Annotated in this window: 16 protein-coding genes; 10 read left to right on the forward strand and 6 right to left on the reverse strand. The window is 68.2% G+C overall.

Annotation, left to right across the window (positions count from 1 at the left end):
• Positions 1-66 precede the first annotated feature (66 nt).
• Positions 67-297, reverse strand: a complete 231-nt coding sequence (locus GV015_RS12755; RefSeq protein ID WP_079705880.1) for a hypothetical protein — start codon at positions 295-297, stop codon at positions 67-69.
• A 231-nt stretch (positions 298-528) separates the two neighbouring features.
• On the opposite strand from GV015_RS12755, the gene GV015_RS12760 reads away from it, so the two are divergent.
• A complete protein-coding gene (locus tag GV015_RS12760) occupies positions 529-2,607 on the forward strand; it encodes a type IIA DNA topoisomerase subunit B (protein WP_236555442.1) in 2,079 nt (692 codons plus the stop codon).
• 92 nt (positions 2,608-2,699) lie between these two features.
• On the opposite strand, the gene GV015_RS12765 is transcribed toward GV015_RS12760, so the two are convergent.
• Positions 2,700-5,207: a DNA topoisomerase (ATP-hydrolyzing) subunit A gene (locus GV015_RS12765; protein ID WP_159878727.1), complete on the reverse strand. Its 2,508-nt coding sequence runs from the start codon at positions 5,205-5,207 to the stop codon at positions 2,700-2,702.
• An 87-nt stretch (positions 5,208-5,294) separates the two neighbouring features.
• Here GV015_RS12765 and GV015_RS12770 point away from each other — a divergent pair, with 87 nt between their 5' ends.
• A complete protein-coding gene (locus GV015_RS12770) occupies positions 5,295-6,437 on the forward strand; it encodes an alkaline phosphatase family protein (protein WP_236555444.1) in 1,143 nt (380 codons plus the stop codon).
• A gap of 12 nt (positions 6,438-6,449) precedes the next feature.
• On the opposite strand, the gene sepH is transcribed toward GV015_RS12770, so the two are convergent.
• A complete protein-coding gene (sepH, locus tag GV015_RS12775) occupies positions 6,450-7,568 on the reverse strand; it encodes a septation protein SepH (RefSeq protein ID WP_138947033.1) in 1,119 nt (372 codons plus the stop codon).
• Positions 7,569-7,767: 199 nt separating this feature from the next.
• On the opposite strand from sepH, the gene GV015_RS12780 reads away from it, so the two are divergent.
• A complete protein-coding gene (locus GV015_RS12780; protein ID WP_056005937.1) occupies positions 7,768-8,061 on the forward strand; it encodes a DUF4193 domain-containing protein in 294 nt (97 codons plus the stop codon).
• Between the two features lie 103 nt (positions 8,062-8,164).
• Here the strand turns inward: GV015_RS12780 and GV015_RS12785 are convergent, their stop codons facing one another.
• On the reverse strand, positions 8,165-8,611 hold the full coding sequence (locus GV015_RS12785) for a DUF3093 domain-containing protein (RefSeq protein WP_159878729.1): 447 nt from the start codon (positions 8,609-8,611) through the stop codon (positions 8,165-8,167).
• A 38-nt stretch (positions 8,612-8,649) separates the two neighbouring features.
• Here GV015_RS12785 and dut point away from each other — a divergent pair, with 38 nt between their 5' ends.
• The 7 genes from dut to GV015_RS12820 all read left to right on the forward strand — a co-directional run bounded on the left by dut (position 8,650) and on the right by GV015_RS12820 (position 17,158).
• Positions 8,650-9,159 (forward strand): dUTP diphosphatase, encoded by a 510-nt coding sequence (gene dut, locus GV015_RS12790; RefSeq protein WP_079705885.1) that lies wholly within the window; start codon positions 8,650-8,652, stop codon positions 9,157-9,159.
• Positions 9,156-9,776 (forward strand): DUF3710 domain-containing protein, encoded by a 621-nt coding sequence (locus GV015_RS12795; RefSeq protein WP_086473327.1) that lies wholly within the window; start codon positions 9,156-9,158, stop codon positions 9,774-9,776. Before dut ends, GV015_RS12795 begins: the two co-directional genes overlap by 4 nt.
• A 117-nt stretch (positions 9,777-9,893) precedes the next feature.
• Entirely contained in the window at positions 9,894-10,571 is a 678-nt protein-coding gene (locus GV015_RS12800; RefSeq protein WP_086473786.1) for a DUF3159 domain-containing protein, read from the forward strand.
• A gap of 246 nt (positions 10,572-10,817) precedes the next feature.
• The gene (locus tag GV015_RS12805; protein WP_124769307.1) at positions 10,818-13,637 is read left to right on the forward strand and encodes an aconitate hydratase; all 2,820 of its coding nucleotides are present in this window, start codon (positions 10,818-10,820) and stop codon (positions 13,635-13,637) included.
• A gap of 143 nt (positions 13,638-13,780) precedes the next feature.
• Entirely contained in the window at positions 13,781-15,745 is a 1,965-nt protein-coding gene (gene dxs, locus GV015_RS12810) for a 1-deoxy-D-xylulose-5-phosphate synthase (RefSeq protein WP_159878731.1), read from the forward strand.
• Between the two features lie 55 nt (positions 15,746-15,800).
• Positions 15,801-16,184: a MerR family transcriptional regulator gene (locus GV015_RS12815; protein WP_079706306.1), complete on the forward strand. Its 384-nt coding sequence runs from the start codon at positions 15,801-15,803 to the stop codon at positions 16,182-16,184.
• Positions 16,181-17,158, forward strand: coding sequence for an aldo/keto reductase (locus GV015_RS12820; RefSeq protein ID WP_159878733.1), 978 nt, complete (start codon positions 16,181-16,183; stop codon positions 17,156-17,158). Before GV015_RS12815 ends, GV015_RS12820 begins: the two co-directional genes overlap by 4 nt.
• Positions 17,159-17,248: 90 nt before the next feature.
• Here GV015_RS12820 and GV015_RS12825 read toward each other — a convergent pair whose 3' ends face one another.
• Together GV015_RS12825 and GV015_RS12830 are read right to left on the reverse strand one after the other, a co-directional pair.
• Positions 17,249-19,390 carry a 3-hydroxyacyl-CoA dehydrogenase NAD-binding domain-containing protein gene (locus tag GV015_RS12825; RefSeq protein WP_159878735.1) on the reverse strand — a complete coding sequence of 714 codons (2,142 nt, stop codon included), beginning with the start codon at positions 19,388-19,390 and terminating at the stop codon, positions 17,249-17,251.
• Positions 19,391-20,596 (reverse strand): thiolase family protein, encoded by a 1,206-nt coding sequence (locus GV015_RS12830; protein WP_064293790.1) that lies wholly within the window; start codon positions 20,594-20,596, stop codon positions 19,391-19,393.
• Positions 20,597-20,659: the final 63 nt, after the last annotated feature.

Genomic DNA, 20,659 nt, shown 5'->3' on the forward strand with positions numbered 1-20,659 from the left:
TCCTCGATGACATGACGAAGGGCCCCGGATCTCGGATCCGGGGCCCTTCGTCGTGATGCCGGTGGACTAGGCGCGCTGCTCGTTGAAGAGTCGCGCGGACTCGTCGTGCCAGTCGGTGGCGACCTGCGTCAGCTTCTCCTGGTACTTCTTGCCGTGGTGCGCGCAGAACAGCAGTTCACCGCTGTTCATCTGCACGCGGATGTAGGCCTGTGCTCCGCACAGATCGCAACGATCGGCGGCAGTCAGTTGCTGGGCGTCGAGGTCACTCGGCGTGCTCTCGGTAGCAGTCTGTGACATGTGCTCCTCCTGACTCGGGCGGCTACGAAACTCGTAGTACTCATGAAAGCACGCGATTGTCACAACGGGGTCCCATTCCGTGTTCTTTTCGCTGTGCGCGTAGATGATTCGGATCAACCCTGCAGCCGGATGGGTCGACGACCCGAGACAACGCGCCGTCGCGCGGCTCCGGACGATCGCGCGCCGAGTGTCTCCCTCGGCGTGTCGGCGCCGACGACTACGCTGGGAAGCGTGAGCAGCGACTACTCCGCAAGGCATCTCTCCGTCCTCGAAGGCCTCGAGGCGGTGCGCAAGCGACCGGGCATGTACATCGGTTCCACCGACTCGCGTGGCCTCATGCACTGCCTCTGGGAGATCATCGACAACTCCGTCGACGAGGCCCTCGGCGGGTACGGCGATCAGATCGAGATCGTCCTCCACGCCGATCAGAGCGTCGAGGTGCGCGACCACGCACGTGGTATCCCGGTGGACATCGAGCCGAAGACCGGCCTCTCCGGTGTCGAGGTCGTCTTCACCAAGCTCCACGCCGGCGGGAAGTTCGGCGGCGGTTCGTACGCCGCGTCCGGCGGCCTGCACGGCGTCGGCGCATCCGTCGTCAACGCCCTGTCCGAGCGACTCGACGTCGAGGTGGATCGCGGCGGCAAGACCTACGCCATGTCGTTCCACCGCGGTGAGCCGGGGATCTTCGCCGACACGGGGGAGCCGACCCCGGACGCACCGTTCACGCCGTTCGAGAAGCAGAGCGAGCTCCGCGTCATCGGCAAGACGAAGCGCGGCGTGACCGGCACCCGGATCCGCTACTGGGCCGACCGCCAGATCTTCACGAAGGGCGCCCAGTTCCAGGCCGAGGAGCTCCTCGGCCGCGCGCGCCAGACCGCCTTCCTGATCAAGGGTCTCGGCATCCACATCCGCGACGAGACCGTCGAGGAGCCGACCGAGGCGATGTTCCGCTACGAGGGCGGCATCTCCGAGTTCGTCGACTACCTCGCGGGCGACACGGCACTCACCGACACCTGGCGCCTCACCGGCAGCGGCACGTTCACCGAGACCGTCCCGGTGCTGTCGCCGTCGGGCACCATGGTCGCCACCGAGGTGGAGCGCGAGGCAGAGGTCGACATCGCGCTGCGTTGGGGGACCGGGTACGAGACGGTCATGCGCAGCTTCGTCAACATCATCGCCACGCCGAAGGGCGGCACGCACCAACTCGGATTCGACCAGGGCCTGCTGAAGTTCCTCCGCGCCCAGGTGGAGCAGAACGCCCGTCGACTCAAGGTCGGCTCGGACAAGCTCGAGAAGGACGATGTCCTCGCGGGCCTCACGGCGGTGCTGACGGTTCGTCTCGCCGAGCCGCAGTTCGAGGGCCAGACGAAGGAGATCCTCGGCACGCCGGCCGTCCGCGCCATCGTCGCCAACGTCGTCACGAAGGAGCTCAAGGAGCGGTTCGCCTCGACCAAGCGCGACGACAAGGCGCAGACCGCGCTCGTGCTCGAGAAGATCGTGTCCGAGATGAAGTCCCGGATCTCCGCGCGGACCCACAAGGAGACACAACGCCGCAAGAACGCGCTCGAGAACTCGTCGCTCCCGGCGAAGCTGGTCGACTGCCGCTCGGGCAACCTCGAGTCCAGCGAACTCTTCATCGTCGAGGGCGACTCGGCACTGGGCACGGCGAAGCTCGCTCGAGACAGCTCCTACCAGGCGCTGCTCCCGATCCGTGGCAAGATCCTCAACGTGCAGAAGGCCTCCGTCTCCGACATGCTGTCGAACACGGAGTGCGCGTCCATCATCCAGGTCATCGGCGCGGGCTCCGGACGATCGTTCGATCTCGACGCCGCCCGCTACGGCAAGATCATCCTCATGAGCGACGCCGACGTCGACGGCGCCCACATCCGGACGCTCCTGCTCACCCTTTTCTTCAGGTACATGCGGCCGCTGATCGAAGCGGGTCGCGTGTTCGCCGCGGTACCGCCGCTCCACCGCGTCATCGTCATCAACCCCGGCTCCAAACCGAACGAGACGATCTACACCTACTCCGAAGCCGAACTACACGCGGTGCTGAGCGACCTCAAGCGCACCGGCAAGAAGCACCAGGAACCGATCCAGCGCTACAAGGGCCTGGGCGAGATGGACGCCGACCAGCTGGCCACGACCACCATGGACCGCCGTCACCGGACGCTGCGCCGTGTCCGGGTCGAGGATGCGGAATCGGCCGGACGGATCTTCGAACTCCTCATGGGCAACGACGTCGCCCCGCGCAAGGAGTTCATCGTCGACAGCTCCGACCGGCTGTCGCGGGAGAGCATCGACGTTTGATCGTCGGTCGTCCACCGAGAAGCAGGACCGAGGACGAAGGCCCGGATCGAGCAGTGCGCTCAGTCCGGGCCTTCATCAGTGTGCAGCTCCGATCAGGACGATTCGTCGTTCGCTACCGCGTCGTCCGTCGCCAGTGCAGCCGGTGCGGTGATCGCTCCACCGATGAACCCGACGGGGGCGTCGAGCGGCACCCCTGAGGCATCGCGCTTCGCACCGACCTCCGGGAGCGTCCGCGGTGTCCCGTCCGTCCCGACGGCGTGCGCCGGAGCGGCGCCGACCCACGCGACGGCCAGCTGGTCCTCGCCCTTCAGGAAGCGCTGCGACCGGACACCGCCGGTCGCACGACCCTTGGCGGGGAACTCGGAGAACTCCGACACCTTCGCGCTCCCGGTGTCCGTTCCGGCGAGCGTCAGCGAATTGGTCGCGACGGTCACGACGACGACGTCGTCGGTGGGCAGGACCGCCGTGAACGAGATGACCTTCGCACCGGCCGCCAGGTTGATGCCGGCCATGCCACCCGCGGCCCGCCCCTGCGGACGGACGGACGTCGCGGCGAAACGGAGCAGTTGTGCATCGGAGGCGACGAAGACCAGTTCCGCGTCGTCGCCGACCTGGGTGGCCCCGACGACGTGGTCGCGCGGCTTGAGCGTGATGACCTCGAAGTCCGGCTTGTTCGGCAGGTCGCCGGGGATGACCCGCTTGACGACGCCGGTCTCGGTTCCCAGCACGATCGGCTGCTCCGAGGTCAGCGAGACGATCGCCAGCACGCGCTCGTCACGGTTCGGGAGCGACAGGTACTCGCCCATCCGGACGCCGGCCGCGAGCTGGATGGAGGCCGCCGGCACCGCGGGGAGGTCGAGCGGGGTGAACCGGATGACGCGACCGAGGCTCGTGACCGCACCGAGTTCGGTGCGGCTCGTGGTCTCGACGACACTCAGGATCGCATCGTGCTTGCTCCGCCGACCGGGTCGTGGTGCGGGTGCGTCCTGCTCGAGGTCGACGCGGAGCGCCCGTCCGGTCGCGCTGAGGTAGACGCGGCACGGGGTGTCGGCGAGCTCGAGCACCGGTGCGCTCTTCCCTCGACCGGTCGTCGCGACGCTCGGCTTCGCGTTCGTCAGCATGGTCCGGCGCGGTGTGCCGAACTGCTCGGCCGCAGCGGCGAGCTCTGCGGAGACCGCGGCCCGGATGAGTCGTTGGCTCCCGAGCAACCGCTCGAGTTCGGCGATCTCGGCCAGCAGCTTGTCGCGCTCGGCCTCGAGCTCGATCCGCGAGAACTTGGTGAGTCGTCGGAGACGGAGTTCGAGGATGTACTCGGCCTGCAGCTGCGAGAGGTCGAAGACCTCGATGAGCCTCGCGCGCGCCTGTTCGGAGTCGTCGCTCGCGCGGATGACCTGGATGACCTCGTCGATGTCGAGGATGGCGATGAGGAGACCCTCCACCAGGTGGAGGCGTTCCTTGCGTCTCGCCAACCGGAACCGGCTCCGGCGGGTGACCACGCTGATGCGGTGGTCGACGTACACCTGCAGCAGTTCCCGGAGGCCGAGCGTCTGCGGGCCGCCGTCGACGAGCGCGACGTTGTTGATGCTGAAGGAGTCCTCGAGGGGCGTGTAGCGGTAGAGCTGCTCCAGGACGGCCTCTGGGGAGAAGCCGGTCTTGATCCCGATCACGAGGCGGAGCCCGTGGATGCGGTCCGTCAGGTCGGTGACGTCGGAGATGCCGTTGAGCTTCTTGGAGCTGACACCGTCCTTGATCTTCTCAATGATCTTCTCCGGACCCACCAGGTAGGGCAGTTCGGTGATGACCAGGCCGGTCTTGCGCGCGGTGACCGGCTCGACGGAGACCTTCGCGCGGGTCTTGAATGAGCCACGCCCGGTGGCGTAAGCGTCCTTGATGCCGTCCAGACCGACGATCGTGCCGCCCGAGGGGAGGTCGGGACCCGGTACGAACTCCATCAGGTCTTCGAGCGTGGCCTGAGGATGCGCGATGAGGTGCCGTGCGGCACCGATCACCTCGACGAGGTTGTGCGGCGCCATGTTGGTGGCCATACCGACCGCGATGCCACTGGCGCCGTTCACGAGGAGGTTCGGGAACGCGGCCGGAAGGACCTCGGGCTGCATGAACTGGTTGTCGTAGTTCGGGACGAAGTCGACGACGTCCTCGTCGAGGTCGGCCGTGAGGGCGAGTGCGGCGGCGTCGAGCCGGGCCTCCGTGTACCGCGGCGCGGCGGGTCCGTCGTCGAGCGAGCCGAAGTTCCCGTGCCCGTCGATGAGCGGGACGCGGAGCGTGAAGGGCTGCGCGAGGCGGACGAGTGCGTCGTAGATCGCGGTGTCGCCGTGCGGGTGCAGCTTCCCCATCACTTCACCGACGACGCGGGCCGACTTCACGTGGCCACGATCCGGGCGCAGGCCCATCTCGGTCATCTGGTACAGGATGCGGCGCTGCACCGGCTTCAGGCCGTCGCGCGCGTCGGGGAGGGCACGGGCGTAGATGACCGAATAGGCGTACTCCAGGAAGGAGGTCTGCATCTCCGACGAGACATCGATGTCCTCGATGCGCTCGCCACTGGTCTCCGTCGGCGGGGTCTGCTGTTGGCGGGTCATTCCGTGTCTCTGCTGAGGGGAGTCGAGCCGGTGCTCGGCGAGGATGGCGGGGCGTGGTCGTCAGCGCGGTGTGCGAGACTGAGCCCGATGACCACCATGCTACCGACGGTCGATCCGGAGTCACGCAGCCTTGCCGGTGTCCTCCCGGATTGCCTCGCATCCCTGACGGTGGGCGGTGGATCGCTGCCCGCGGCCGACCATGCCGTCGTCGTCCTCGTCGACGGCCTCGGCGCCGCGAACCTCCGCGGAGCCGCCGCCCACGCTCGGTTCCTCGCGCCGCGCCTCGGCCCGCGCTCCACCACGACGTCGGCGTTCCCGTCGACGACCGCGGCCGGGATCGCGACGCTGACCACCGGGGCCTTGCCGGGCCGGCACGGCCTCGTCAGCTACCGAGCACGGGACGTGGCGGGGGACCGGGTCGTGAACCAACTCAGCGGCTGGGACGCGGGCATGGTGCCCGAGACCTGGCAGCGCCTCCCGACCGTGTTCGAGCGAGCGAGAGGCGAGGGCGTCACCACGACGGTGATCGGTCAGGAGCGGTACCGCAATTCGGGCTTCACCCGAGCCGTGCTCCGAGGGGCGGACTACCGGGCCGGACGCTCGATGGCGGACCGCCTCGACGCGGCCCGAGAGATCGTGTCCACGACCGCCGGACCCACACTCAGCTACGTGTACGTCCCCGAGCTCGATCAGGCGGCGCACGAGTACGGATGGGAGTCGGGACGCTGGACGGCGCTCCTCGAGGAGCTCGACGGCGATCTCAAGCGGTGGTCGTCCCGCCTGCCCGCGTCGACCGGCGCGCTCATCACCGCCGACCACGGGGTGATCGACGTCGCACCCCATCAACATGTACTCTTCGACCAGGTGCCCGAGCTGGTCGCCGGTGTCCGCCATATCGGCGGGGAGCCGCGATGCCTCCACCTCTATCTCGACGCCGATGCAGGCCCAGCGGATCGGGAGCGCCTGGCTGAGGCCTGGCGAGCCGAGGAAGGCGGGCGCGCCTGGATCGCGACACGCGAGCAGGCGATCGACCACGGCTGGTACGGCGAGGTCGACCCCGAGGTGCTGCCACGGATCGGCGACGTCATCGTGGCAGCGCGGAAGCGCATTGCCTACTACGACTCACGTCCCGCCGATCAGAGCGCGAGGGGCATGATCGGACAGCATGGATCGCTCACCGACGACGAACGCCGGATACCACTCCTCGGCCTCGGTCGTTACGAGCCCTGAGGCCCTGACCGATCAGACCGGGTCGTCGTCGGACTTCGCACCGAACACGATCTCGTCCCAGGACGGCATCGACGCCCGGCCGCGGCGCGCCTTGGCTCCGGACGGCGTGCCGCCATCGGAGGACTCGGCATCGCCCGCGCGTCGCTGCTGCGCGGCCTCGAACTCACCGGTGTCGAACACCGCCAGCGGGGTCTGCTGATCCGGGACGGCGTGCGGCGCACTGGGGCGCTCGGCAGGTTCGGGTTCGCTGGGGGCGGACTCCCGCTCGCCACGGCGCTTGCGGAGCGCCTCGAGCAAGTCGGCGGTCTGGTTGTGCTGCTCGGGGCTCGAGGCCTCACGGTTGATCGCGGCCTGCGTCGCAGCCTTCGAGGACGGTGCACGGCCGAAGCCCGTGTCGGCCGCGAACGGCAACGGCTCGATCGGACGCGTCTCGGCGGGACGGTCGGTCTCGCTCTGCTGCGGCGTCGACACGCGGTCCAGGGAGAACGCGCCGCTGTCGAAGCGTGAGGTGTCGGGGGAGTCGTCGGTGTCGACAGCACGCAAGCGGGGGATCAGCGCGGCCGGCAGGTCGCCCTGACGCGAGAGGGTCGTGGCCTCACTGCCGATGGGCGTGAGGGCGAGCTTCTTCGGCTCGAACGCCCAGCGGGCGTCGTGGTCGACCTGGTCGGCCGTGAAGGACAGCTTGACGATCCAGCCACCCTCAGGCTCCTTCCAGCTCGTCCACCGTTCGTCGGTCGCGCCGAGCTTCTCGAGTCGAGCCCGGATGACGTTCCCGAAGGTGGCCTCGATGTCGTCGGCCGACGTGTCGGTCGTCGGCAGGACGGCGACGCCGAGGGCGGTGCCGACGATGTGCTCGCGCTCCGCCATCACCGGACCCTCGAACCGCTGCACGTACTCCAGTGAGGCACCGGTGACCGCTGCGACGTCCTCGGCGGAGAGCCCGCTGCGGATGTGCGCCTGCACTTCCCTCGGGGAGATCTTGGTGTTCCCACCGATCGGCGCACCGGCCGGCTTCGCCCGCCGCAGGTGGACGTGGAACGAATCGTCGACGATGAGGCGGTATTCCTCCTCGTTCCGATCTGCAACGATCAGAGCGCCGAGCTCCGCTCCGACTACCTTCAATTCCTGCATGATGAATGCCTCTCAGCGTGCCACGTGATTGACCCACGTTCTCACGGATCACGGGCGTATTCGGGGAATACGCCGGGCGTGCCGTCAGTTGCACGGGAAGGTTCCGCACACCCTCCCGAACACGGTTTGCAATTCATGCGGAACTGATGCAAACTGTGCCCGCCGATTTTGTTCCGACGGCATCGAGAAGTGGATAGGCATGGCAACTGATTACGACGCTCCCCGCAAGACCGACGACGATTCCGAGTCGATCGAGGCCCTGAAGGAGCGCGTTCCAGACAAGCTGTCCGGAGTCGTCGACTCCGAAGACGCTGACAACCCGGGTGACTACAACCTGGGTGGATCCGACCTCTCCGACCTCGACCTCGACGTCGTCGTGCTCCCGCCCCAGGCGGACGAGTTCACCTGCATGGAGTGCTTCCTCGTGAAGCACCGCTCGCAGCTCGACCACGAGGGCAAGTTCGGCCCGATCTGCGCGGAGTGCGCAGCCTGACAGCACCGCCGCGCGAGCGGCACACGGAACCCCTCCGGATCACGATCCGGAGGGGTTCCGTCGTTGCGGCTTCAATCGGAGACCGATCCAGACTGTGTCCGCCTCAGGCGTGCGTGCGTGCGGCGGCGATCGCATCCGCCAGGGCCTGCGGCCGACGGGACGACAGCAGCCAGTACGGCGTCGGGTCGGCGGGGTCGACGATCTCCACCTTCACGAGGCTGTGCACCCACCCGCGGATCATGAGCCAGGCGCGTGCATCGAGCTTGGTGCGGAGCTGAGCGGTCGCGTCCGTCCCGGTGTACACCACGACCTCACCGATGAACCCGAGCGGGATCGACGCCTTCCCGACCGACAGGCTCGACTCGGAGACTTGGATCCTCGGCGCCGTCCCGAACGCCAGCGCAAGGCACCCGCCGTACAGCACCACCGCCCCGACGATCCCCGCCTCGAGCGAAACGGGCGCGAGGACGAGCATGGTCGCCGGCACCACGAGGGCGAGGGCGATGATGACCCAGGGGCTGGGCCAGAGGGTTTCACGGTACGGCTGCATGTCTGCCTTGTCTCAGAGAACTGCACTACCCTCGATTCGTGACCGAAAGCGTTGACGTACTCATTATCGCGCCGGATCTGCCCGGCTATGCACACCCCGGCGATGCGGGTGCGGATCTCGTGTCCGCCGAGCACGTCGTGCTCGAGCCGGGTGAGCGCGCCCTCGTCGGCACCGGCGTCTCGATCGCACTGCCCGACGGCCATGCCGCGTTCGTCGTCCCACGAAGCGGTCTCGCGGCGAAACACGGCATCACCGTCGTCAACTCGCCGGGCACGGTCGACGCCGGGTATCGCGGCGAGATCAAGGTCACGCTCCTCAACACCGACCGTCACACCTCTTTCACCGTCGAACCGGGCGACCGCATCGCCCAGCTCATCGTGATGCCGGTGTCCCGCGCCAACTTCATCCCGGTGGAGCGATTGCCAGGCAGTGCACGAGGAGCCGGAGGCTTCGGTTCGACCGGCGTCGGCTCGCTCGCCACGACACCGGCCGCCACCGACCCAACCATCAGCACCGACGGTGCCGCGCAGACAGGAACCCTCGCATGAGCGAACTCGAAGACCTCCCAGACCTCGACCTCGACGCGGAGCTGCCCGACGACGCGAAGTCCGCACCCGAGGACCGCGAGACCGCCGGCCCGTTCGACGAGAGCGAGGCGAACCCCGTCCGCCCCTACATCGACCTCGGTGGCGTCAAGGTGCTGCCTCGCGAAGGACTGAACCTCCGCCTCGAGGTGGAGGAGGCGACGAAGCGGGTCGTCGCGGTCGGTCTCGACTACGCCGGTTCCACCCTGCAGGTCCAGCCGTTCGCCGCGCCGCGGTCGACCGGCCTGTGGAACGAGACCCGGTCGCAGATCGCCGAGCAGATCGCCCAGCAGGGGGGCACCGTGACCGAGCGCGAGGGCGAGTTCGGCCCGGAGCTCGTCGCCGAGGTGCCGACCGGTGGTGCCGCAGGCACCGACGCGACCCACCTGGCACGATTCATCGGCGTCGACGGTCCGCGCTGGTTCCTCCGCGGCGTCGTCGCGGGGGAGGGCGCGTCGAAGCCGGACGCCGCAGCGCTCGTGGACGACCTCTTCCGCAGCCTCGTCGTCGTCCGGGGCAACTCGCCCATGCCGCCGCGCGACCTCATCCCGCTGCGTATGCCGACCGCCACGAGCGCGTAGTCGATGACGGACGCACGAGAACCGGAGCCCCGCGGAGTCGACCCGGTCGATCGCCGTGACGCGTCGGGTTCCCCTGATGCCACGGGAGATGCGGATCGGCAGCGGCTCGGTGAATCGATGTCCGCTGCGTTCGGTGCCGCCGCACGCAAGTCCGGTCTGGGCGCGATGGCCGAGGGCGACGCCCCCACCGGCAAGGCGTTGCTGCTCGCCATGGGCGGCGTGCGCGGCATCGTCGAGGCGATCCTGCCAGGACTCCTGTTCCTCGTCGTCTACACGCTGACCCTCGACCTGCTCCCGTCGATCATCGCTCCGGTCGCACTCGGGGTCCTCTTCTCCGTGGCACGCCTCGTGCAGCGGCAGCCGGTCACGCAGGCCGTCGGCGGCCTCCTCGGCATCGCACTCTCAGCGGCTCTGGCTCTGCTGTCCGGGCGCGCTGAGGACTTCTACGTCGTCGGGTTCTGGACCAACGGCGCCTATGCCGTGGCCCTCCTCGTCTCGGTGCTCGTCGGGTGGCCCGTCGTCGGACTCGTGGCCGGCTACCTCATGGGCAGCGGCACGAGCTGGCGCTCCCACCCCGGACAACGACGCGCCATGCGGTGGCTGACGCTGGTGTGGGTTGCCATGTTCGCCGCACGACTCCTCGTGCAGCTGCCCCTCTACTTCAGTGGGAACGTCGAACTCCTCGGCACACTCCGGCTCCTCATGGGCATCCCGCTCTACGCGCCACTGCTCGTCCTCAGCTGGCTCGTCGTCCGCGCCGTGTTCCCGAAGGCGCCGCAGGCATCCACCGAGTGATCCGCCGAGAGCCCGGCCCGACGCGTCAGCGTGTCTCGGGCCGGGCTCTCGCCATGTCGGAAGGACCCGATCCTCGATGCTAGAATTGTCTCGACATCAAGATAGATGAGCGATGCCGAGATGACACGACGCGCCCCAGCCTGTAGTTAGGCAAGCCTTGCTAGCCGCGGAGCACCCGCCAGCAGCAAGATTGGTCGGAACGCACGTGAGTGAGCACTCGCCGCCGCCAACGAAGGAGAAGACGATATGTCCACCGTGAACAGCTTCGGGGCGAAAGACACCCTGACTGTCGGGACGACCGACTACGAGATCTATCGCATCGACACGGTGGAGGGTCACGAGAAGCTGCCGTTCAGCCTCAAGGTGCTCCTCGAGAACCTGCTGCGCACCGAGGACGGTGCCAACATCACCGAGGCACACATCCGCGCGATCGGCGACTGGGTTCCGACCGCGGACCCCGACACCGAGATCCAGTTCACCCCGGCTCGCGTCGTCATGCAGGACTTCACCGGCGTGCCGTGCATCGTCGACCTCGCCACCATGCGCGAAGCGGTCGAGGCACTCGGCGGCTCCGCCGACAAGATCAACCCGCTCGCCCCGGCCGAGATGGTCATCGACCACTCGGTCATCGCCGATCTCTTCGGCAGCGAGAACGCGCTCGAGCGCAACGTCGAGCTCGAGTACGAGCGCAACGGCGAGCGGTACCAGTTCCTCCGCTGGGGCCAGACGGCGTTCGACGACTTCAAGGTCGTCCCGCCGGGAACCGGCATCGTGCACCAGGTCAACATCGAGTACCTCGCCCGCGTCACCATGACGCGCGAGGTCGGCGGCGTTCTGCGCGCCTACCCCGACACCTGTGTCGGCACCGACTCGCACACGACCATGGTCAACGGCCTGGGCGTGCTCGGCTGGGGCGTCGGCGGTATCGAGGCGGAGGCCGCCATGCTCGGCCAGCCCGTCTCGATGCTCATCCCGAAGGTCGTCGGCTTCAAGCTGAACGGCTCCATCCCGACGGGTGTCACGGCGACGGACGTCGTCCTCACCATCACCCAGATGCTCCGCAAGCACGGGGTCGTCGGCAAGTTCGTCGAGTTCTACGGAGCAGGCGTCGCCGAGGTGCCGCTCGCGAACCGCGCCACCATCGGCAACATGAGCCCCGAGTTCGGCTCGACGGCCGCCATGTTCCCGATCGACGACGTCACGCTCGACTACCTGCGCCTCACCGGTCGCAGCGACGAGCAGATCGCACTGGTCGAGGCCTACGCCAAGACCCAGAAGCTGTGGCACGACGCCGACCAGGAGCCGGTCTTCAGCGAGTACCTCGAGCTCGACCTCGCCACCGTCGTCCCGTCGATCGCCGGCCCGAAGCGTCCGCAGGACCGCATCGAGCTGACGGACGCGAAGGCCCAGTTCGAGCGCGACCTCGTCGACTACGCCACGGTCGAGCACGACATCGTCGACCTCGTCGGCGCCGGTTCCTTCCCCGCCTCCGACCCGGCCGGCACCACGCCGCAGGACGAGGACGAGAACAACCACCACCACCACACGCACCGCAGCCACGCTCCGGCATCCCTCTCGAAGCCGACCCAGGTCACCCTCGAGGAGAACGGGGTCGACTTCACCCTCGACCACGGCGCCGTCGCGATCGCCGCGATCACCTCGTGCACCAACACCTCGAACCCGTCGGTCATGCTGGCTGCAGGCCTCCTGGCCCGGAACGCCAGCAAGAAGGGCCTGAAGGCGAAGCCGTGGGTCAAGACCACGCTCGCACCGGGTTCCAAGGTCGTCACCGACTACTACGCAAAGGCCGGTCTCACCGAGTACCTCGAAGACCTCGGCTTCTACACGGTCGGCTACGGCTGCACGACCTGCATCGGCAACTCCGGTCCGCTGCTCGACGAGATCTCGACCGCCGTCCAGGACAACGACCTCGCCGTCACCGCCGTCCTCTCGGGCAACCGCAACTTCGAGGGCCGGATCAACCCGGACGTCAAGATGAACTACCTGGCGAGCCCGCCGCTCGTCATCGCCTACGCCCTCGCGGGGTCGATGAACTTCGACTTCGAGGTCGACGCCCTGGGTGTCGACGCCGACGGCAACGACATCTTCCTGAAGGACATCTGGCCCGACGCGGCAGAGGTCCAGGACACGATCGACACCTCCATCAACAAGGAGATGTTCGACCACGAGTACAGCGGCGTCTTCGACGGCGACGAGCGCTGGCGTTCGCTCCAGACCCCCGAGGGCTCGACCTTCGAGTGGGACGAGGAGTCGACGTACGTGCGGAAGCCCCCGTACTTCGACGGGATGACCATGGAGACGACCCCCGTCTCCGACATCGTCGGTGCCCGCGTCCTCGCGAAGCTCGGCGACTCGGTCACGACCGACCACATCAGCCCGGCCGGCAACATCAAGGCCGACTCGCCCGCAGGCCGGTACCTCGACGAGCACGGCGTCGGTCGTAAGGACTACAACTCCTACGGCTCGCGCCGCGGCAACCACGAGGTCATGATCCGCGGCACGTTCGCGAACATCCGCCTGAAGAACCAGCTGCTCGACGGCGTGGAGGGCGGCTACACCCGCGACTTCACACAGGCCGACGCACCGCAGTCGTTCATCTACGACGCGTCGCAGAACTACCAGGCCGAGGGCACGCCCCTCGTCATCTTCGGTGGCAAGGAGTACGGCTCCGGTTCCTCCCGCGACTGGGCGGCCAAGGGCACGAGCCTCCTCGGCGTCAAGGCGGTCATCACCGAGAGCTTCGAGCGCATCCACCGCTCGAACCTCATCGGTATGGGCGTCGTCCCGCTGCAGTTCCCGGAAGGCGAGAGCTGGGCCTCGCTCGGACTCGACGGCACGGAGATCGTGTCGATCGCCGGTCTCGAGGAGCTCAACAACGGCACCACGCCGAAGACGGTCCGCGTGAGCGCCGTCCCGAGCGAGCACTCGGCTCCCGGCAAGGAGCCGGTCGAGTTCGACGCGGTCGTCCGCATCGACACGCCCGGTGAAGCCGACTACTACCGCAACGGCGGCATCCTGCAGTACGTGCTTCGCAGCCTCGTCTGACGACGAGGCTCTACCACCAGGCCGGTCCCGACAGCAACCGTCGGGGCCGGCCTGCGGCGTTCGCCGCCCATCCCGCCCACGACGCGTACACTCGAAAGACGGGCTCCGAGCGATCGGTCGGCCCACGGTGGAGGGACGACAGCATGACAGTGCTCGATCAGGTGAACGGACCCCGGGACCTCGACGGCCTCTCCGAGGCGGAACTCGTCGAACTCGCCGGCGACATCCGCGCCTTCCTCATCGCCAACGTCTCCAAGACCGGCGGACACCTCGGTCCGAACCTCGGCGTCGTCGAACTCACCATCGCGATGCACCGGGTGTTCGACTCCCCGACGGACCCGATGGTGTTCGACACCGGTCACCAGTCCTACGTGCACAAGCTCCTGACCGGCCGTCAGGAGTTCAGCGGGCTCCGGACCCGGGGCGGTCTCGCCGGCTACCCGCAGCGTGCAGAATCCGAGCACGACATCGTCGAGAGTTCGCACGCCTCGAGCTCGCTCAGCTGGGCGGACGGCATCTCCCGCGCCTTCCAGATGACCGGGCAGGACGAGCGCCATGTGGTCGCGGTCGTCGGCGACGGTGCGCTGACGGGCGGCATGACGTGGGAGGCGCTCAACAACATCAGCGATGACAACACCCGCCGGCTCGTCATCATCGTCAACGACAACGGTCGGTCGTACGCGCCGACCATCGGCGGTATGGCACGGTTCCTGAGCGGTGTGCGGACCCGCCGGAGCTATCGCGACCTGCGCGAGCGCAGCCAGCGGGCCTTCAACCTCCTCGGCAGTCCGGGACGCGCGCTCTATCGGGGCGTCCGCGGAGGTGCCCACGGGTTCCTGTCCCGCCTCACGAACAACGAGGCGCTCTACTCCAACCTCGACATCAAGTACATCGGGCCGGTCGACGGACACGACATCCACGCGATGGAGGAGGCCCTGACCCAGGCGAAGCACTACGGTGCGCCGGTGATCGTCCACGCGATCACCGAGAAGGGTCGTGGGTTCCAGCCGGCACGGGACGACGACGCCGATCAGTTCCATGCCGTCGGCGTGATCGATCCCGAGACCGGGGAGCCCGTCGGGGCGGCCGCCCGCCCGTCCTGGACGGCCGTGTTCAGCGAAGAGATGCTCGCGGTGGCCGAGGCCGACGACCGCGTCGTGGCCATCACCGCCGCCATGCTGCGACCGGTCGGGCTCCACGCCTTCGCCGAACGCTTCCCCGAGCGCGTGCACGACGTCGGCATCGCCGAGCAGCACGCCTTCACCTCGGCGGCCGGGCTCGCGTTCGGTGGGCTGCACCCGGTGGTGGCCGTGTACGCGACGTTCGTGAACCGCGCCTTCGACCAACTGCTCATGGACGTCGCGCTGCACCGTGCGGGAGTGACGGTCGTCCTCGACCGCGCCGGCGTGACCGGCCCCGACGGACCGAGCCACCACGGCATCTGGGACCTCGCGATCCTCCAGGTCGTCCCGGGTATCCGGATCGCGGCGCCGCGCGATGGTGAGCGGCTGCGCGAGGAACTGCGCGAGGCCGTGTCGATCGACGACGCCCCGACCGTCATCCGGTTCCCGAAGGGCAGCGCCCCCGCCGAGCTCCCGGCCGTCGAACGTCTCCACGACGGTGTCGACGTCCTCCGGACGACCGAACAGCCGGACGTCCTCATCGTCGCCGTCGGCCCGATGGCGCCCATCGCGATCGACGTGGCGGACCGACTCGCCCAGCAGGGTATCGGCGCGACCGTCGTCGACCCCCGCTGGGTGGTCCCCGTCGCCGAATCGCTCGTCGAGCTCGCCGCGGCGCATCGGCTCGTGATCACCATCGAGGACGGCATCCGCGTCGGAGGTATCGGCACCCGCATCAGGCAGACCCTCCGCGAGGCCGGCGTCGACACGGCCGTCGACGAGCTCGGCGTGCCGGACGAGTTCATCGACCACGCGTCCCGCGAGCAGATCCTCGAGGATGCGGGCCTCACAGCGCAGCAGATCGCCCGCGACGTCGTGGCACAGGTCCTCGGCAGCCGGATCCCCGTCGCCCGTCCACTGCCTGACGACCGCGTCGAGCAGGACACGTCTTCGGAGCGGAGCACGACGAGGCCGCACGGCGCCTGACCGCGGGCTGTGACGCGCTTGACTTCGAGTGCACTCGAAGTCGTATCGTGTCGACATGACCACTCTCCACGAGGGCTACGCCATCTCCGACGTCGCCGAACAAACCGGACTGAGCGTCCACACGCTCCGCTACTACGAGCGCGCAGGGCTCATGCCACGTCCGATCGGCCGCAGCTCATCGACGCACCGCCGCTACAGCGAGGGCGACGTGTCCTGGGTCGTGTTCCTGACGAGGCTCCGATCGACGGGCATGCCGATCGCGACGCTCCGCGAGTACACGGAGTTGGCTCAGCGCGGTGACGACACCGCCGAGGCGAGGCTCGAGCTGCTGCTGCGGCATCGGATCTCGTTCTTGGCCCGCCTCGAGGAGATGCAGCAGTCGCTGGAGGTCATCGATCGCAAGATCGAACTCTATACAGAACAGGTGGCAACACGATGAAGCACATCACACTCGGCACAGCCGGACCAGACATCGCCCGGATCGGCCTCGGCTGCATGGGGATGTCGGCGTTCTACACCGGTGCCGCCCTCGACGATGCGGCGTCGACCGCGACGATCCACCGTGCCCTGGACCTCGGCGTCACCTTCTTCGACACCGCTGAGATGTACGGTCCCTACCTCAACGAGGAACTGCTCGGCGCTGCACTCGGGTCACGCCGGGACGAGGTGACCCTCGCGACCAAGTTCGGGACGATCCGCAATTCCAGTGACGGACAGTTCGGCGCCGATGGCAGCGCCGCGAACGTGCGCCTGTCGATCGAGGGATCGCTGCGCCGGCTCGGGACCGACGTCGTGGACCTCTACTACCTCCACCGCGTGGATCCGGGCGTGCCCATCGAGGAGACGGTGGGTGCACTCTCGGAGCTCGTCACCGAGGGCAAGATCCGGTACATCGGTCTGTCGGAGGCGGCTCCGGAGACGATCCGGCGTGCACACGCCGTGCACCCGATCACGGCTCTGCAGACGGAGTACTCGCTCTGGAGCCGCGACCCGGAGGCGGAGCTCCTGCCGACCGTCCGTGAGTTGGGCATCGGCTTCGTCCCGTACTCGCCGCTCGGTCGTGGGTTCCTCACCGGCACGATCCGATCGCTCGACGTGCTCGACGAAACCGACTTCCGTCGCGCCAACCCGCGCTTTACGGGGGACAACCTCGCTGCGAACATCGCGATCGTCGAAGAGGTCGACCGGATCGCCGCGTCGCTCGATGCGACACCGGCCCAGGTGGCGCTCGCCTGGTTGCTGGCCCAGGGTGACGACATCGCGCCGATCCCCGGCACGAAGCGGATCCCGTACCTCGAGGAGAACCTCGGCGCCGACGAGCTCTCCCTGTCGGCCGACGCGCTCGCTCGACTCGACGCACTCCGTCTCCCGGCCGGCGACCGGTATCCGGACATGAGCACCGTCAACCGCTGACGTCCGACAGCCGCAGCGAGCCTCAACGACGAGAGCGGGGTGCCGTCCACCGATGGTGGAGGACACCCCGCTCTCGCGACACCGCGCGGACTACGCCTGGACGCCCCGGATGGGCGGGTGGTGGAAGGTGTCGCCGAAGGCACGCTCGCTCGCACCGACGCGGTCCAGGTACGGCGTCGCTCCGCCGTCCTGGAACGGCCAACCCGCACCGAGGATGAGCCCGAGGTCGATGTCCTGGGCGGCTGAGACGACGCCCTCGTCCAACATGAGCTTGATCTCCGACGCGAGGCCGTCCTCGACCCGTCGCAGGATCTCGTCCTCGGTGAGCGGGCTGTCGCCCGTGACGAGTACCTTCTGAGCCTGCTTCGTGAAGCCGGTCACCTTGCCGCCCTTGTCCTTCTCGACGACCGAGTCCAGGCCTGCGAGCCGGTGGAGGTTCTCCGACGCGAAGAACCGGTCGGGGAACTTTCCGACCATCGTGTCCTGCACGTGCGCGGCGACCTTCCAACCGACGAGGTCGATGAGCTGGAAGGGCGTCATCGGCAGGCCGATGGGCGCGAAGGCACGTTCGACCGTCAGCAGCGGGGTGCCGGCGTCCAGGGCGTGCGCCGCCTCACCCATGACCTTCGCCAGGAGCCGGTTGACGATGAAGCCGGGAGCGTCTGCGGTGAGGATGGCGCTCTTCTTCAGCTTCGCCGCGGTGGCGAAGGCTGTCGCGAGCGTCTCGTCGTCCGTCTGGGGTGTACGGACGACCTCGAGCAACGGCATGACGGCGACCGGGTTGAAGAAGTGGAAGCCGACGAGCCGCTCGGGGTGCGCGAGCTTCGCCCCGATCTCCTCGACGGAGAGCGAGGAGGTGTTCGTCGCGAGGACCGTCTGCTCCGAGACGTACTGCTCCACCTCGGCGAACACGCTCTGCTTGACGCCGACCTCTTCGAAGACAGCCTCGATGACCCAGTCGCAGTCCGCGAAGTCGGCCTTGTCCGTGGTGCCGGACAGGAGCGCCTTCAGGCGGTTCGACTCGTCGGGGGAGATGCGGCCCTTCCCGAGGAGCGTGTCGATCTCGCCGTGGATCCGGGCGACGCCGGCGTCGACGTGGCCCTGGTCGAGGTCGGTGATGACCACCGGCACCTGGAGTCGCCGGAGGAAGAGCAGCGCGAACTGGCTCGCCATGAGCCCGGCCCCGATGATGCCGACCTTGGTGACCCGACGGGCGAGCTGCTTGTCGGGCGCTCCTGCAGGGCGCTTGGCGCGCTTCTGCACGAGATCGAACGCGTACATGCTCGCCTGGAACTGGTCGCCGACGATGAGCTCGGACAGCGCCCGGTCCTCCCGCTCGAACCCCTGTGCCTTCGTGCCGCTGCGGGCGGCCTCGAGCAGGTCGAGGGCTGCGTAGGGCGACTTCGCGACCGTGCCGATCTTGCTCTCGAGCATCTTGCGAGCGGTGCTGATCGCGAGCGGCCACTTGATCGTCCGCTCCACCTTGCCCGGCACGTTCTTGCGCTGCACGGTCACGGTGCCACCGAGCACCCCGTCGGCCCAGCGCAACGAGTCCTCGATGAAGTTGGCGGATGGGAACATGACGTCGGCGATTCCGTAGGCGAGCGCGTCCTGCGCCTTGAGCATCCGGTTGTTCTTGAGCGGGTTGGAGATGACGACGTTGAGTGCGTTCTCGATGCCGATCAGGTTCGGGAGCAGGTAGGCGCCGCCCCAGCCCGGGATGAGTCCGAGGAACACCTCGGGGAGCGCGATCGCTGGCGCCGAGGCGTCGACGGTCCGGTAGTTCGCGTTGAGGCCGATTTCGAGTCCGCCACCGAGCGCGAGTCCGTTGATGAAGACGAAGGTCGGTACGCCGAGGTCCTCGAGCTTGCCGAAGACATGGTGGCCGAGCTGCGCGAGCTTGGTCGCGACCTCACGGGACGGGATGTCGCCGACCTTGCTCAGATCGGCGCCGGCCGCCAGGATGAACGGCTTGCCCGTGATGGCGACGCCGTCGATCTCGCCGGATGCGGCACGGGTCCGTTGCGCCTCGAGGACGCCGTCGAGCTCGAGCAGCGTGACCGGGCCGAGCGTGTTCGGCCTCGTGTGGTCGCGTCCGTTGTCGAGGGTGATGAGCGCGATCGTGCGTCCGCTCGCCATGGTGACGTCCTTGACGAAGGAGCGCGTCACGACCTCGTCGTCGCCGCTGATCGCGACGAGTTCCGAGAAGTCGATGGTCGTGTAGTCGGTCATCTACTTGCGTCCCTTCTTGCCGGTGAAGTACGGGTTCTCCCAGATCACGGTGCCGCCCTGGCCGAGGCCGACGCACATCGCCGTGAGGCCGTAGCGCACCTCGGGGTGCTCGGCGAACTGCGCCGCGAGTTGGATCATGAGTCGGACGCCGGAGGCTGCGAGCGGGTGCCCGACGGCGATCGCGCCACCCCACGGGTTCACCCGCGGGTCCTCGTCGTCGATGCCGAAGTGGTCGAGGAAGGAGAGCACCTGGACGGCGAAGGCCTCGTTCAGTTCGAACAGACCGATGTCCTCGATCGACAGACCGGCCTTCCGCAGAGCCTTCTCCGTGGAGGGGACGGGACCGATGCCCATGATCTCGGGCTCGACGCCCGCGAACGCGAAGCTGACGAGGCGCATCTTCGGCGTGAGACCGAGCTCCTTCGCCGTCGAGGCACTGGCGAGCAGACTCACCGTGGCGCCGTCGGTCAGCGGCGAGGCATTGCCTGCGGTGACACGGCCGTGGGGCCGGAACGGCGTCTTCAGTCCGGCGAGCCCCTCCATCGTGGTCTCGGGCCGGAGCCCTTCGTCGCCGGTGGCGAGTCCCCATCCGCTGTCGCTCCGGAGCGCGACCGGGACGAGGTCGGGCTGGATCCGTCCGGCCTCGTAGGCGGCCGCGACCTTCTGCTGGCTGCGCATGCCGAAGCGGTCGGAGCGTTCCTTCGTGAGCTGCGGGAACCGGTCGTGGATGCGCTCGGCCGTCTTGCCCATGTTCAGCGCGTCCTCACTGACGAGGCGCTCGGCGAGGAACCGCGGGTTCGGGTCGGCGTCCAGCCCCATGGGGTGACGTCCCATGTGCTCGACGCCACCGGCGAGCACGAGGTCGTAGGCACCGAATGCGATGCCGCTGCCAAGCGTCGTGACCGAGGTCATCGCTCCGGCGCACATGCGGTCGATCGCGAATCCGGGGACGGACTTCGGGAGGCCGGCGAGCAGCGCGGCGGTGCGGCCGAGCGTGAGCCCCTGGTCGCCCTGCTGGGTCGTCGCCGCGATGGCGACCTCGTCGATGCGGTCGAGCGGCAGACCAGGATGACGTTCGAGCAGTCCGATGATCGCCTTGACGATCAGGTCGTCAGCCCGGGTGTTCCAGTACATGCCCTTTTCGCCGGCTCGTCCGAACGGTGTCCGGACTCCATCAACGAATACGACGTCGGCTTGTTCGGCCACGTTGCCTCCTCATTCTCGGGGTACGCCCCGATCCTAGGCGGCAGACACGGGTGGACACCCGGG

It is taken from the genome of Plantibacter sp. T3 (assembly GCF_902506515.1).
In the GTDB taxonomy this organism is placed as follows: domain Bacteria; phylum Actinomycetota; class Actinomycetes; order Actinomycetales; family Microbacteriaceae; genus Plantibacter; species Plantibacter auratus.